The sequence below is a fragment of the Actinomycetota bacterium genome, from assembly GCA_035697485.1.
Classification (GTDB): domain Bacteria; phylum Actinomycetota; class UBA4738; order UBA4738; family HRBIN12; genus JAOUEA01.
Window position 1 is genome coordinate 1 of sequence record DASSCU010000021.1, and the last position, 14,808, is coordinate 14,808.

Below are 14,808 nucleotides of genomic sequence, written 5' to 3' on the forward strand. Positions count from 1 at the left end.
GTTCCCCGTGACGGTAGGGCTCGGACGGCACCTGCTCGGCCTGCGGCAGCAACGCCTCGACCTTGCCCAGGTCCAGCAACGTGTAGCGACGCTCCTGCTGCTGCACGATGCCCGTCACGACGTCGCCCTCGCGACCGGCGAACTCCTCGTAGGTCATCTCGCGCTCGGCGTCGCGCAGCTTCTGGAAGATCACCTGCTTGGCGGTCTGCGCGCCGATACGGCCTTTGAAGTCGTCGGTGACCTCCACCTCTGCTTCGCCGAGGACCTTCATCTCCAGGGTGGGCTCGCCACCCTCCTCGGCGGCCGGCACCTCGATCTCCTCCAGCTCCTGCTTCCACATGCGCAGGTCACCGGTCTCGGGATCGAGCTCGGCGCGGAAGCCCACGAAGTCGTCGTCGGCGTCGGGGTTCTCCTGTTTCCACCACGTCTTGTATGCGGAGGCCATCGCCTCGGCCAGACCCGTCAGGATCGTTTCGAAGGCGATGCCCTTCTCGCGCTCCAGCTCTCGGAGCGCCGCGATCATCTCGGCGTTCATGCGTTGCTCCTCTTCAGTTCGGCGCCCCAGTCGATGACCGTGCGCGCCGACGCGATGTCGGCGTGCCGCACGCGGAGTTCCTCGTCGCCCACGACGAGCGTGATGCCGTCGTCGTCGGCGGCGGCCAGCGTGCCGGTATGGGTCCTCGAACCGGCCAGAGGCGCCGTCGTCTTCACTCTCACCTGCTCGCCCACCGTCCGGCTGAAGTGCTCGGGTCGCTTCAGCGGCCGCTCGAGCCCCGGCGAGGAGACCTGCAGGTCGTACGGACCCGTCTCGTACCCCTCGTCGTCGAGATGGCTCGAGACGCGCTCGGAGAGCCTGCCCAACGTGTCGATGTCGACCCCGTGGGGCCCGTCGACGATCACCCGGAGGACCTTCCGTCCCCCTTCGCGACCCCGGGTCACGTCGTACAGCTCGAAGCCCTCTGCCTCGATCACGGGCCTGAGCAGCGCTTCTACATCCACCGCTCGACCCTCCCCTACGAACGAGAAGGTGGGCGCGAGCCCACCTCCGGCAAACACGTCTGAAAGCTCCTGTACGCAGACGAGTATAGCCCACGACCTGCGGGAACGGCCCGGTGCGGTCGCCGCGGCCTACGGGGCGCTCGAGAGCAGGTCGACGGCCGCTTGCACGGCGCCCTCGACCCTTGCGCTGGAACGCTCCCCCGAGGCTCGCAGCTTCAGGTCGACGGATCCTTCAGCCAGCCCCCGCTTGCCCACGGTGACCTGCACCGGATACCCGATCAGGTCGGCGTCGGCGAACTTCACGCCCGCGCGCTCGTCACGGTCGTCGAGCAGCGTCTCGACGCCTCGATCGCACAGGCCTTGGTAGATGCGCTCGGCGGTCTCGCGCACCCGCTCGTCGTCGGTGCCGGCCATGATCACGACGACCTGGAACGGGGCGAGGTGGGCCGGCCAGACGATGCCCTCATCGTCGTGGTGCTGCTCGACGATCGCCGCAAGGATGCGGCTGATGCCGATGCCGTAGCACCCCATCTCGTAGGGCTTCTGGGTGCCGTCCTCGTCCTGGAACGTCGCTTCGAGGGGCGCGGAGTACCTCGTCCCGAGTTCGTAGATGTGCGCCACCACGATCGATCGCCCGAGCCGGAGCCGCCCACCGTCGATCGGACACGCATCGCCCTCCCGGAACTCGACCAGGTCCTCCCAACGGTCCACCCGGAAGTCCCGGTCGAGGTTCGCGCCGGTGACGTGGCGATCGACGGTGTTCGAGCCGGTGACCCAGTCGTTCCCGCCCCGAACGAGGTGGTCGGCGAACACCTCCACGTCGTCGCCGAAGCCCTGCGGTCCCACGTAACCCTTCACGAAGCCCCGCGCGGGGAAGTCGTCGTCGTCGAGCGGACGAACCTGCGCCGGGAAGACGAGCTTCTCGAGCTTGTTGACGTTCACGTCGCGGTCACCCGGAACCAGCACGGCCACCGTGCGCCCGCCGACGTCGAACAATACGCACTTGAGGGTGCGCGATGCCTCGATGCCGAGGAAGGTCGCGAGCGACTCGATCGTCGGCGTCTCGGGGGTATCCACCTCGGTCAGCGGCTCCGACCCGGGCGGGGCGGGTTCGGGCGCCGTCGGACGCGCCGCCTCGGTGTCGGCGAGATAGTCGCCGTTCTCGCACTCCACGAACAGGTCCTCCCCGACGGCGGCGCGCGCCATGAACTCGTGGTTCACGCCGCCGCCGATCTGGCCGGGATCGGCCTCCACGATCGCGAGGTCGAGGCCGATCCGGTCGAAGATGCGCTCGTACGCCTCGTACATCACCCGGTAGCTCTCGCGAAGGCCGGCCTCGTCGCGGTCGAACGAGTAGGCGTCCTTCATCAGGAACTCGCGCACACGCAGCAGCCCGAACCGTGGCCGGTACTCGTCGCGGTACTTCCACTCGACCTGGTAGAGGTTGACGGGCAGGTCTCGATACGAGGGCAGGTCACCGGCCACGAGGGGGGTCACGACCTCCTCCTCGGTGGGCCCGAGCACGAGCTGCCGATCGTGGCGATCGGTGAACCTGAAGAGCGTGTCGCCGTAGAGGTCGTAGCGCCCCGTCGCCTGCCACGGCGCGGCGGGCAACACGATCGGCATGCGGATCTCGCATGCCCCCGAGGCGTCCATCTCCTCGCGCACGATCGCCTCGATCGTGCGCATCGTGCGAAGCGCGAGGGGCAGCGTCACGTACACGCCCGCCATCACCTGGCGTACGAACCCCGCCCGCAGAAGCAACCGGTGCGAGGCGATCTCGGCATCGGCTGGGTCGTCACGCAGGGTCGGGACGAAGAGCTTCGACAGACGCATAGGCCGCACAGGATACCGGTGAACGCGAGAGGGCCCCGGGCTTCGCCCGGGGCCCTCGACGCACCGCTCGACGCCTACGCGACGCAGGCGCTCGGGTCGATCTGGAACCGAACGATGCGCGTCGCCCACTTCCACTGACCGGTCTTCTTGTAGTACTGCTGCGTGTAGTAGAACGTGCAGCCGTCCTCGGCCACGGTCATGTCGGAGTAGTCACCCCACCTGCCGAACTGACCGTCCACGGATCCGAGACCCGTGAACACCTTCCGCTCGGCGAGGTCGAACGTGTCCGCCGGACCCCCCGCTGTGCGACCTGCGATCGCGATCGACGGATAGATCTTGCCGCTCGAGAGCGAATACCCGGTGGCGATGTTGCCGTCGGCGTCCATCGCAACGCTGCCCATCCAACGACTCTTCGTGTCGTCGGGCGAGTAGGTGCCCTGATTCACGATCGCCCAGCCGCTGCCGTCGTCCATCAGCTCGTACCAGCGCAGCCCGGCCCGCTTCGTGGCCGCACGGACGGTGTGCGTCACGACCATGCGCGCGTCGCCCGCCCCGAGGTGCCGATACTGCAGCCGGAACATCAGGCGATCGTTGAGCGCGTCGACCTTGGTCTTGGTGCCCTTCTGCGGCACGCAGAAGGTCTTCCCCACTCCGCAGATCCACGGGTTGAAGGGCTCCGTCGTCAGCAGCGTCGGTCCGATGAACGTGGCCGTGTCGGTGGCCCAATCGACCGTGAACTCGAAGAGCTCGAGCTGATCATGGGGATAGCCCCACTCGTTCGCATCGAACTGCATGAACACGTTCGGCTGGTTCGCACCCGGCGTCAAGGCGCCGTCGGCGTCCGACGGCAGCTGGCCACCGAGGTTCGGGTCGGTGCCGTAGAGGTTCACGTAGATCTGCCCGGCAGGAAGGCCGGCGATCATCGCGTCGCGCTCATAGGCGATCGCCCCCGCACCCCGCCAGTCGAAATCACACACGTTCGAGCTGCAGCGGAACTGGTTGAAGGAGGCGAAGTACGCGGAGTTGTTGGCCGCCGGCCACACCCCGAGCTTCGGGTAGTCGTTCAACACGTTCTGGTTCGGGTAGTCGAACTGGTAGGCGACCCACGCACCCGTCGGATCGCTCGTGTCGGAGACCGCGATGCACTCCGCGAACCTCGGCGTGTTGAAGTTCAGGGCGAACTGCGAGATCAACCAGACGTCGGCGTACTCGTCGTACACGACGATCGGATCGCCGTCGTCGTGCCTCGCACAGAGCTTCTGCGTCGCGGGATCGAACAGCGACGACATGAAGGTCGGCCCCTCGATCTTGGCCCCCGTGTCGGCGTCGTAGATCGCGAACGCCACGTTGACCATCTGCAGGTAGAACCCACCGCCGACGTCACCGTTCGGGTCCGGCGGCACGAGCTTGAATGGGTTCGCCGCGGCGCCGAGCCCGCCGACCTCGAGGTCGGGTGCCGGGATCTGGATCGCCCCACGCTCGGTCTGCAGCGCACCGTCGGCCTCGTCGAGCGTCGACGACGAATCGAGAGCGGGCCGCTGCTCCCCGGCGTCCGCCTCCGCGCCCGCCTCGAGCCGCAGCTCCTTCTTCACCCACGGCACCCTCGTCGGCCGATGCTGGGGCAGGGCTGCCAACGACGCCGTGCGGTGCGGCTTCGCCACTTTGCCGGACACCGGCCTGGCCCGCGCGCCGCCCTCGCCCTCCGCGAGACCGACGGCGCCGTCGGCGTTGGCACCTAGCGCGCGCACCGGCCGTCTGGGCGCCGTGGTGGTGCCGGTCGCGGCCAAGGCGATGGCCCCGGCGACCAGGCCCAGCGCCGTCGCCGTCGCGACGGCGCGTATCCACATCCTCTTCACTGAACCCCTCCAGCCTTCGCGGCCATCCAGGCGATGGCACCGCGGCGCGCACAGGATAGCCCCTCCGGTAACGCATGCTCGTCGGCCGGCCGGGTGATCCTCACGCGACTCGTGCAGCCGGTGCGTCGTTGACGTCGTCGTGGCCCAGCGGTCACAATCGGAGGATGTCGACGCGGGCGTTCCGCTGGTCCTGGCGCTGGGGCGACACCCCGGCGCTCGCGTTCGCCTGACGATCACCGCTCCGCCTCGACGACCGCGAACCCCGGGCGACCCCCGGGGTCGTTCGTTCTCTTGAGGAGACGCCGCACCGTGGACATGCAGATCAGACCCGACCGCGAGACGTTCGATACCCTCGCGGCCGAGTGGCCGCTCGTCCCGGTCTGGGCTGAGCTGCTCTCCGACGTCTCCACGCCCGTGGGACTGTTCCCCGCGCTCGCCGGCGACGGTCCGGGGCTGCTCCTGGAATCGGTGGAGCGCTCCGAGCGATGGGGCCGGTACTCGTTCGTGGCCGGCGACCCGGCCGCCACGATCGTGGCCGATCGCGACGGCCTGCGGATCGTCGACGTCGTCCGGGAGCTTCCGTTCATACCGGGGATCGGGGCCCCCCGAGAGGCCTTGATCGAGGTCGCTCGCTCGCTGCGAGCTCCGCGACAGCCCGACCTGCCGGCACTGACCGGCGGGTTGATGGGGTACGTGGCGTTCGAGGCGGCGACGCTGCTCGACGGCCACCCGGTTCCCGACCCCTCGTCTGCACCGGTGCCGCCGATCGCCCTGCTCGTGGTCGACCGGGCGGTCGTGTTCGACCACTGGAAGCAGCGCCTCCTGCTCGTCTCCCACGTGCCGGGGGGCCGCTACGACGACGGCGTCGACGCCGTGGAGGACCTGGCCGACCGAATCGAGCACGCGACGCCTCCCCCACTCGCCGCGATGCCGGCGGGAGCGTCCGACATCGTGGGCGAGCCCAACATGCCCGACGAGCGCTACCTCGAGATCGTCGATTCGTTCAAGGCGCACATCCGGGCCGGAGACATCTTCCAGGGGGTGCCGTCGCGACGGGTCACGTTCCCCGCGCCGGACGGTGGCTACGCGATCTACCGGCGCCTGCGGGTCGCGAACCCCGCGCCGTACATGTTCTTCGTGCGGATGATGGGCATCGAGCTCGCCGGCTCGTCACCGGAGCCGCTGGTCCGCGTCGAGCACGGCCGGGTGTCGACCCGCCCGATCGCGGGCACCCGCCCCCGAGGAGAGACCGAGGTCCGCGACCGTCTGCTCGAGCACGAGCTGCTCGCCGATCCGAAGGAGCAGGCTGAGCACGCGATGCTCGTCGACCTCGCCCGCAATGACCTCGGGCGCGTGTGCACCGCGGGAAGCGTCGCGCCGTCCCAGCTGATGGAGGTCGAGCGGTTCACGAAGGTCATGCACATCGTCTCGACGGTGGAGGGCGACCTGCGCGACGACATGCACCCCTTCGATGCCCTCTCGGTGACGTTCCCGGCCGGCACCCTGAGCGGAGCCCCCAAGCGTCGAGCGATGGAGCTGATCGCGTCCCACGAGCCCGACGCCCGCGGGCCGTACGGTGGGGCGGTGGGCTACTGCACGTTCCAGGGCGATCTGGACTTCTGCATCACGATCCGCACCGCGGTCGTCAAGGATGGGAGTGCCCACCTGCAGTCGGGCGCGGGCGTCGTAGCCGACTCCGACCCCCAGTCAGAGCTCGACGAGACGAAGGCCAAGGCCTCGGCCCTGCTGCCGGCGGTCGCGCCCGGCCGGGTCGACCACCCGGCTGCCGAGGAGGCGGTCCGATGATCCTGGTCGTCGATCACTACGACTCGTTCACCTACAACCTCGTGCAGCTGGTCGAGTCGCTCGGACGCGAGACCGAGGTCGTGAAGAGCGACGCCGAGCCGGCCGAGGCGCTCGTCGCGCGCGTGCCCGCAGCGGTGATCCTCTCGCCGGGCCCGGGTCGCCCCGAATCCGCGGGGTGCTTCACCGAACTGCTCGAAGCCCTCCCCGCCGGCACGCCCGTGCTCGGGGTGTGCCTCGGGCACCAGGCCATCGGCATCGAGTACGGCGGTGCGGTCGACCGCACCGAACCCGTCCACGGCAAGGCCTCGTCGGTGCGTCACGACGGCAGCGGCATCTTCGAAGGGGTCCATGATCCGTTCGAGGCCGGCCGGTACCACTCGCTGATCGTGGAGCGAAACCGGCTGCCCGACGAGCTCGTGCTCACCGCCTGGACCGAGGACGGACTCGTGATGGGTACCCGGCATCGCGAGCTGCCCAGGTTCGGGGTGCAGTTCCACCCGGAGAGCATCCTCACCCCTGAGGGCCCGAAGATCGTGCGGAACTTCCTCGCGCTCGTCGGCTGAGACCGCGATCGTCGGCGGCGCGGTGCTACCGTGCGCGCACACCGCACGGGAGGACGCGATGCAGGACGTGGCAGCCCGCTACCTCCGGGCGCTCGACGAGGTGGACCGGCACGTGGCGACGATCACGTCGCAACGGTGGACGGACCCGACCCCGTGCACGGAGTGGGACCTGCGCGCGCTCGTCGACCATCTCGTCTACGAGACCCTGTGGGTGCCCGACCTCGTCGCTGGCGCGACCCTCGCGCAGGTCGGCAGCCGGTACGAGGGAGACCGACTGGGCGACGATCCGATCGGTGCATGGCGTGCCGCGAAACGGGCGGCGGTCGAGGCCGTCCGAACGTCGGGCCTCGACGTGCCGGTGCACACGTCGGGCGGAGAGCTCACCCCGGACGAGTACCTCACGCAGATGCTGTTCGACGCGTCGATCCACGGGTGGGACGTCGCTCAGGCGATCGGCGTCGCGCACGTGATCCCCGACGAGGTCGCACGCGAACTGTACGTCTGGTTCGCGCCACAGGCTGCGGGGTGGGTCGAAGCAGGCATCCTCGCCCCGCCGGTCGAGGTATCCGAGGACGCCGACGCGTCGACCCGGCTGGTCGCGTTGTCGGGTCGCAGTCCGGCCGCACCGTTCGGCTGACCGAACGAGGTCAATCCGGCGCCGGGCAGTCCGGTCCGTACGCGAACTCGGCGCTGTCCTTCGACACGCGGCATCCCCTGGCGTCGACCGCCACGAACGCGCCCGCGGGCACCTCCTTCAGCTGATCGAGCAGGCCGTTGGTCCACCCGTCGTCGACCGTGCCCTGGAAGTACCAGTCGCTCCCGTTGTCGGCGACGATCAAGCCGTAGCGCTGCATGGCGAGCAGCACGACCCGCGCATTCGGGCTGAACCCGGAGATGTCGAACCCCTGCCTCAGTCGGAACCGGGCTCCCATCGGCGGGCACCGGCGGTCGCTCAACCCGGCCTGATGCCGGGCGGGCCACACGAAGCGTCGCATGGTGCAGGCGACCGTGAACCGGATCGCGTGGTCGATCTCACCGGCCTGCACCTCGTCCCATCGAACGAGGCCAGGGAAGATCGGCAGTCCGGCTGCATCGGCGCTCGTCCATCCCGCGGGGCGAAGGTCGTTCGAGCCGAGGTCGAAGATCGCGCCGCTACCGGCGGTCGGGTCGCCGCCGTTCCACCGTGCGTTGAAGAGCTCGTACAAGGTGCAGGCGTCCCGGTCGAGCATCAGCGCGTGACGGTCGGAGCCGCCCTCGATCGCGACGTCCGGGCCGAACGGGTACGGGCCGTCGTCGCTCTCGCTTGCATACTGGAAGTCCACCGCCGCGTCGCCGTGCGACGCGTCGACCACGCCGTACGGGATCCCGTACGCCGGCGGGCCGAAGTCGGGATGCAGATCGGTCGACCCCGCGTGGCTCGAACGCTTCCAGATCTGGCTCTTCGGATGCTTCGGCAGGGCCGAGACGTCCATCCGCCAGACGTTGTCGGCCGGGAAGACCTCGCACGTCGTGCCGGGCACGGGCCCGCGGCCGGCCGGTCCCGCCGTCGAGGGCATGACCATCGCGACGACGGCGACTGCGGCGACCGAGGCGGCGGCGGCGGCGCGAGCTCGACTCATTGCGGCGTGTATCGGCCCGGAGTGGTCGGCGGATTGAGTCCGTTCCGCCGCTCGTCGGTTCGGACTAGTCGGCACGCTCGCCGGCGGTGACCTTCTCGGCGGCGACGGCGCGTGCCTCGGCGAGCAGGGCGTCGACGAGCTCGCTCTCGGGCACCTTCGCCACCACCTCGCCCTGGCGGATGATGAACCCGAGGCCGTTGCCGCTGGCGATGCCGACGTCGGCCTCACGCGCCTCCCCCGGCCCGTTCACGACGCAGCCCATCACCGCGACCCGCATCGGCACGCTGAAGCGCTCCTTCTCGATCGCAGCGTTCACCTTCTGCGTGAGCTCGAACACGTTCACCTCGGCCCGGCCGCACGACGGGCACGCGACGAGATCGAGGCCGCGCTTGCGGAGCCCCAGGGATCGCAGGATCGTCGTGCCGACCTTGACCTCTTCGACCGGATCGTCGGTGAGGGAGACGCGGATCGTGTCGCCGATGCCCTCGGCGAGCAGCGTGCCGATGCCCACCGCGCTCTTCACGCCGCCGAGCGGCATCGGACCCGCCTCGGTCACGCCGAGATGAAGTGGGTAGTCGCACGCCTCAGCGAGTTGCCGGTAGCTCTCGATCATCACGAGCGGGTTCGAGTGCTTCACGCTGATCTTGATGTCGAGGAAGTCCTCGTCCTCGAGGATGTGCGCCTCGTTCAGCGCACTCTCGACGAGGGCCTCGGCGGTCGGATTCCCGTACTTCGCGAGCAGGTCTGGCTCGAGCGACCCGGCGTTGACTCCGATCCGGATCGGCACGCCGCGATCCTTCGCCTCTCGCGCGATCAGCCGCACCTTGTCTTGGTACTTGATGTTGCCGGGGTTGATGCGAAGGCCCTGGATGCCGGCTTCCAACGCGGCCATCGCGTACTTCCACTGGAAGTGGATGTCGGCGACGACCGGCACGGTGGACTTCGCGGCGATCGCGACGAGGGCCTCGGCGTCCTCCCAATGCGGCACCGCGACGCGCACGATGTCGACGCCGGCCGCGACGAGGGAGGCGATCTGCTGCAGGGTCGCGTTGATGTCGGCGGTCTTCGTCGTGGTCATCGACTGGATCGACACGGGAGCGTCGCCGCCGATCGCGACGCCGCCCAGATCGATCTGCCGGCTCTTCCTGCGCTCGATGCCCACGCCCGCCAGTCTCCCAGGCTCCTGCGTTCCGCCGGCCGCGGTCAGCCGCCGAACACCTGGAACGTGACCGTCCGATCCTTGGGCTCGTCCATCTCGAAGAGGATCAGCCGCTGCCACGTGCCGAAGGCGGGCTCGCCCGCGACCACCGGGATCGCGTGCGAGGTCGCGGAGAGCAGCATCGCCTTCACGTGCGCGTGGCCGTTCTCCCGCTCGTCGGGGTTCATGTTCTGCGTGCGGACCTCGAAGTCGTCGTGCTGGTAGTAGACGCCTTCGTGCGGCACGAGGTCGGTGAGGTGGCGTCGGAAGTCGGCCATCGCACCGTCCTCCCACTCGTTGATCAGCAGCGCGCACGTCGTGTGGGCGCAGAAGACGATCGCGGCGCCCTCGGTCACACCGGAATCCTTGACCGCCCGGCGAAGGTCGTCGGTGAGGTCGAGGAACGCGTATCGCTCCGGGGCCGAGGTCGTGACGGTGGTGGTGACTGACTTCACGGATCCCTCCTGTTCGTGGGGGCCGCCGGACGAGCGACCGGCAGATCGAAGGTGAAGGTGCTGCCCTGGCCGGGCTCGCTCTCCGCACGGATCGTGCCACCGTGTGCCTCCACGACGGACCGCGCGATCGCGAGACCGATCCCGGTTCCGCCGTCCTCGCGCGCTCGCGCGGGGTCGACGCGGTAGAAGCGCTCGAACAGGCGGGGAAGCGCCTCGGGCGGGATGCCGACCCCGGTGTCGGCGACGCTCACCTCGACCGAGCCGTTGTGACGGTGCGCCTCGATCCGCACCTCGCCTCCCTCGGGGGTGAACCGGACAGCGTTGTCGACGAGGTTGAAGATCACCTGGTGCACTCGCTCGGGGTCGGCCTCGATCGACGGCAGATCGTCGGGCACGTCGCTGCGCACGTCGACGTCGCGATCGGCGCTCGCCACCTCGATCTCCGACATCACCTGCGTCACCAGCGGGCCGAGCGAGACCTCCTCGCGGCGCAGCGGCATCTCACCCGACTCGAGCTTCGAGAGGTCGAGCAGCTGCTCCACGAGGCGGCCGAGTCGCTCGGACTGCGCCAGCATGACCTGTAGGACCTCGTGGTTCGGCTCCTCGACGCCGTCGAGCAGGTTCTCCAGGTGCGCCCGGATCGCGGTGATCGGCGTCTTGAGCTCGTGGGAGACGTTGGCGACCAGGTCACGCCTCGACGTCTCGAGGAGCTCGAGCTCCGCGCTCATGCGGTTGAAGGCGACCGCGAGCTGTCCGACCTCGTCGCGCGAGTTCGTGTGCACGCGGGTCGAATAGTCGCCGGTCTCCATGCGACGCGCGGCCTCGGCCATGTCCCGCAGCGGCTGCGTCATGCCGCGGGCGAGCCACCGAGAGATCGCGAGAGCGATCACGGCCGCGATCGCACCCGCGGCGAGGAACGGCCGCCATTCGCTCTGCAGGAACCCGAGCGTCGCCGACATGCGTCCCAAGAACCCGCGGGTCGGCGACGGGTAGAGGACGATGAGACTGCCGCCGTCGTCGGTGGGGATCGACGCCCACACGTGGTTGCCGATCACGCCCCACCGGGGCAGCCGCCCCGGGGTGTCGGGCGGCAGCACCCCGAGATTCACACCCTCGACGGTCACCTCACCGACGGCGGTGCGACGAACGACCATCGCGTCGGGCGGCGGATCGGCAAGGGAGCCGCTCGCGAGGCGCTTGGCGAGCGAGAGCGCGTCGATCGCTTCGGAGTCCTTGGGGGTTTCGCGAAGCGCGAAGCCGATGAGGACGTACGAGATCAACAGCGTGATCGCGACGGCGAAGACGATCGTGCTGCCGAGCTTGCCGCGGATCGTGGGCAAGCGCTCGAGCGGCCGGGAGCTCACGACCGTTCCTGGAACGCGTACCCCACGCCGTGCACGGTGCGGATGAACCTCGGCTCGTTGCCGTCCTCGCCGAGCTTGCGACGGATGCGCGCGACGTGGGAGTCGACCACCCGCCCGCCGGCGAAGTCGCGGTAGCCCCAGACGCGGTCCATCAGCTGATCGCGGGAGAGAACGACGCCGGGGTCACGGGCGAGGGTGAGCAGGATCTCGAACTCGAGGGGGGTGAGCCCGACGTCCTCGCCGTCGACGGTGACCCGGCGTCGGTTGGGGTCCATCACGAGCCCGTGATGCTCGATCGGACCGGTGTCCTTCTGCTCGCCCATGCGCTCCATGCGTCGAAGGATCGCCTTCACCCGCGCGGCGAGCTCACGCAGGCTGAACGGCTTCGTGAGGTAGTCGTCGGCCCCGACGGCGAAACCGGCGACCTTGTCGGCCTCTTCGGTCTTGGCCGTGAGCATCAGCACCGGCGTCCAGCCGTCGCGTTGGATCTGCTTGCAAACCTCGAGGCCGTCCATGCCCGGGAGCATCAGGTCGAGCACGACGAGGTCGGGGTGATGCGCGGCATGCTGCTCGATCGCGTCGGGGCCGTCGAGCGCCACGAGCACCCGATAGCCCTCGGACTCGAGCCGGGCCCTCACGGCTTCGGCGATGGATTCCTCGTCGTCGACGACGAGCACGGTCTGCTGATTCACGCGAGCATCGTATCCGGGGCATGTGTGCTGCGGTCCGAGGTCGTGTTGAGATATCGTGGCGGCGGTTCGGGTGCAACGGATCCGGTGAACGGACCCGAACGGGTCTACGGCAGCGTGATCGGCTTGGTCACGTCGAGCACGATCGTCGCCCCGACGAACATCACGAAGAACGCCATCACCGCGGCCGAGATCGGGATCAGGGTGCGCATGTCGACCGGCTTGCCGCGCACCTTCTCGATCGCGAGGGTGAGCAGGTGCCCGCCGTCGAACGGCGGTAACGGCACGAGGTTGATCAGGCCGACGAACACCGTCACGAACCCGAAGAGGTAGAGGATCGTCGACCAGTCCCCTGCCGACGAGGTCGCACCGACCTGCTGGCTGATGCCCACGACGCTCGCCGCATCGTTGACGGTCCGTGGCTCGTCGTTGAAGAGCAGGCCGAACACACGCCCGACACCCTCGGGGCCGAACACCCTTCCGATCTGGGAGAACGACTCACGGACCGCGAACCCGACCTCCTTCACGCCGCCCACGAGCGCGGCCACGACACCGCTCGGCTCGGGGTCGGGCGGCGCCACGATCACGCCCATGCGACCGCGGGTCTCCCCCTCGACCTCGGCGAGCTCGGGTACGACCGAGAGCGTGACGCGCTCCCCGCCCCGGTCCACCACGACCACGAGCGGCTGACCCGGCCGGTCCGCGACCTGGGATGTGACGATCTCGGTGAGCTGTTCGGAGGTCGGCTCGGGCGTTCCGCCGAGCCGCACGATGCGGTCCCCTGCCTCGATGCCGGCGGCCGCCGCGGGCGACTCGTCGCCGTTCATCGTGACCTCGACCTGGTCGATCACGAGGGGGGTGAGCGGTGCCGTTCGCGGATCGCCGAAGACCATCAGCCAGACCGCGAAGATCAGCGCCGCCACCACGAAGTGCGTGCCCGGCCCGGCGAAGATCGTGACCGCGCGCTGCCAGATCGGCTTCGACCCGTACAGGCGAGAGGTGTCCTCGGGCGGATTCTCCTCGAACGGGTTCATGCCGGCGATCTTCACGTACCCGCCCACGAAGATCGGCTTCACGCCGTACTCCAACTCGCCCTTGCGCTTCGCCCAGACTTTCCAGGGTCCGAAGCCGATGAAGTACTCGGTGACCTTCATGCCGAAGCGGCGCGCGAAATGGAAGTGGCCCAGCTCGTGGATCGCGATGATCACCGTGAGGAAGGGCAGGAAGATGAGGGCGCCGATGAACAAGTTCATGGGGGAAGGACCTATCGCTCCTCGGCGAGCTCGGCGGTTCGCTGACGCGCCCAGCCGTCTGCGCGCTCGATGCTGACGATCGAGACGACCGAAGCGGGCTCATGCTCGTCGACCACGGTCTGCACCAGCTCGACGATGCGTGTGAGCGGGATCTTCCCCTCGAGGAACGCCATCACGGCGACCTCGTTCGCCGCGTTCATCACCGCCGGGAACGTGAGGCCGAGACCGCCGACACGGTACGCGAGGTCGACGGCGGGGAATGCCTCGCGGTCGACTGGCTCGAACGTGAGCGGGCGGTCGGTGAGCGGCACCGGTTCGACGCCGGAGGGCAGGCGCTCGGGCCAGGCGAGCGCGAGCTGGATCGGCAGTCGCATGTCGGGGGTCGCCATCTCGGCGCGCAGGCTGCCGTCGCGGAACTCGGCCATCGCGTGCACCAAGCCCTCGGGGTGGATCAGCACGTGGATCGAGGAGTACTCGAGGTCGAACAGGTAGTGCGCCTCGATCACCTCGAGTCCCTTGTTCATCAGCGTCGCCGAGTCGATCGTGATCTTCGGCCCCATCGTCCACACGGGGTGGGCGAGCGCTTCCTTGACGCTGGCCTTCGCGAGCTCGTTGCGGGTCCAGCCGCGGAACGGCCCACCCGAGCCGGTCAGCACGACGCGCTTCAGATCCTCGCGTCGTTCGCCCCGCGTCGCCATCGCGAGCGCGGCGTGTTCGGAGTCCACGGGCAACAGGCGCTCGGGCTCTCCCTTGATCAGATCGGTGACGAGCTCGCCGCCCACGACGAGGCTCTCCTTGTTGGCCAGAGCGAGCGTCTTCCCGGATTGCAGCGTGGCGAGGGTGGGTGCGAGTCCGGCGGAGCCGACCAGCGCGTTCAAGACCAGGTCGGCCTCGGTCTCGCCGGCCAGGCGCTCGGCGGCGTCAGGGCCCTCGACGACCTCGACACCCGGCACAGCGCCGATCTTCGCCTTCACGTCGACGGCGGCATCCTCGTCGGCGATCGCGACGACGGGCGGGAGGAACTCCCGGATCTGCCCGGCGAGGAGTTCCAGGTTCGCCCCGGCCGCGGACAGCCCGACGACCTTGAACCGGTCGGGGTGATGGCGGACGACATCGAGCGCCTGCGTGCCGATCGACCCTGTGGAGCCGAGGATCGTCAACGACTTCATG

14 protein-coding genes are annotated in these 14,808 nt (G+C 69.2%); 3 read left to right on the top strand and 11 right to left on the bottom strand.

All coding sequences use genetic code 11. The features are described 5' to 3' along the window. The 4 genes from VFI59_06075 to VFI59_06090 form a co-directional block, all read right to left on the bottom strand. Positions 1-535 (bottom strand): NusA N-terminal domain-containing protein (locus VFI59_06075; GenBank protein ID HET6713258.1); only part of this gene is annotated, 535 nt, incomplete at its 3' end. Further along, positions 532-999, bottom strand: a complete 468-nt coding sequence (rimP, locus tag VFI59_06080) for a ribosome maturation factor RimP (protein HET6713259.1) — start codon at positions 997-999, stop codon at positions 532-534. The genes VFI59_06075 and rimP, both read right to left, overlap by 4 nt. Positions 1,000-1,128: 129 nt before the next feature. Further along, positions 1,129-2,835, bottom strand: a complete 1,707-nt coding sequence (locus VFI59_06085; GenBank protein HET6713260.1) for a proline--tRNA ligase — start codon at positions 2,833-2,835, stop codon at positions 1,129-1,131. A 74-nt stretch (positions 2,836-2,909) separates the two neighbouring features. Further along, complete coding sequence (locus VFI59_06090) at positions 2,910-4,682, bottom strand: hypothetical protein (GenBank protein HET6713261.1); 1,773 nt, start codon at positions 4,680-4,682, stop codon at positions 2,910-2,912. A 324-nt stretch (positions 4,683-5,006) separates the two neighbouring features. On the opposite strand from VFI59_06090, the gene VFI59_06095 reads away from it, so the two are divergent. Genes VFI59_06095 through VFI59_06105 form a run of 3 tightly spaced genes read left to right on the top strand, consistent with a single transcriptional unit; the run spans position 5,007 to position 7,697 of the window. After that, positions 5,007-6,497, top strand: a complete 1,491-nt coding sequence (locus VFI59_06095) for an anthranilate synthase component I family protein (protein ID HET6713262.1) — start codon at positions 5,007-5,009, stop codon at positions 6,495-6,497. Continuing rightward, positions 6,494-7,060, top strand: coding sequence for an aminodeoxychorismate/anthranilate synthase component II (locus VFI59_06100; GenBank protein ID HET6713263.1), 567 nt, complete (start codon positions 6,494-6,496; stop codon positions 7,058-7,060). The genes VFI59_06095 and VFI59_06100 overlap by 4 nt, the downstream gene beginning before the upstream one ends. 58 nt (positions 7,061-7,118) lie before the next feature. Continuing rightward, positions 7,119-7,697, top strand: coding sequence for a TIGR03086 family metal-binding protein (locus VFI59_06105; protein HET6713264.1), 579 nt, complete (start codon positions 7,119-7,121; stop codon positions 7,695-7,697). Positions 7,698-7,707: 10 nt separating this feature from the next. On the opposite strand, the gene VFI59_06110 is transcribed toward VFI59_06105, so the two are convergent. From VFI59_06110 to dxr, 7 genes are all read right to left on the bottom strand, one after another. Next, positions 7,708-8,679 (bottom strand): hypothetical protein, encoded by a 972-nt coding sequence (locus tag VFI59_06110; GenBank protein HET6713265.1) that lies wholly within the window; start codon positions 8,677-8,679, stop codon positions 7,708-7,710. 64 nt (positions 8,680-8,743) lie between these two features. Then, a complete protein-coding gene (gene ispG, locus VFI59_06115; GenBank protein ID HET6713266.1) occupies positions 8,744-9,841 on the bottom strand; it encodes a flavodoxin-dependent (E)-4-hydroxy-3-methylbut-2-enyl-diphosphate synthase in 1,098 nt (365 codons plus the stop codon). A gap of 41 nt (positions 9,842-9,882) precedes the next feature. Continuing rightward, positions 9,883-10,332 (bottom strand): secondary thiamine-phosphate synthase enzyme YjbQ, encoded by a 450-nt coding sequence (locus VFI59_06120; GenBank protein ID HET6713267.1) that lies wholly within the window; start codon positions 10,330-10,332, stop codon positions 9,883-9,885. After that, complete coding sequence (locus VFI59_06125) at positions 10,329-11,696, bottom strand: ATP-binding protein (GenBank protein ID HET6713268.1); 1,368 nt, start codon at positions 11,694-11,696, stop codon at positions 10,329-10,331. Before VFI59_06125 ends, VFI59_06120 begins: the two co-directional genes overlap by 4 nt. Then, positions 11,693-12,388, bottom strand: a complete 696-nt coding sequence (locus VFI59_06130; GenBank protein HET6713269.1) for a response regulator transcription factor — start codon at positions 12,386-12,388, stop codon at positions 11,693-11,695. The genes VFI59_06125 and VFI59_06130 overlap by 4 nt, the downstream gene beginning before the upstream one ends. A 104-nt stretch (positions 12,389-12,492) precedes the next feature. Next, positions 12,493-13,638 carry a M50 family metallopeptidase gene (locus VFI59_06135; protein HET6713270.1) on the bottom strand — a complete coding sequence of 382 codons (1,146 nt, stop codon included), beginning with the start codon at positions 13,636-13,638 and terminating at the stop codon, positions 12,493-12,495. A gap of 11 nt (positions 13,639-13,649) precedes the next feature. Continuing rightward, a complete protein-coding gene (gene dxr, locus VFI59_06140) occupies positions 13,650-14,807 on the bottom strand; it encodes a 1-deoxy-D-xylulose-5-phosphate reductoisomerase (protein ID HET6713271.1) in 1,158 nt (385 codons plus the stop codon). Position 14,808 lies beyond the last annotated feature (1 nt).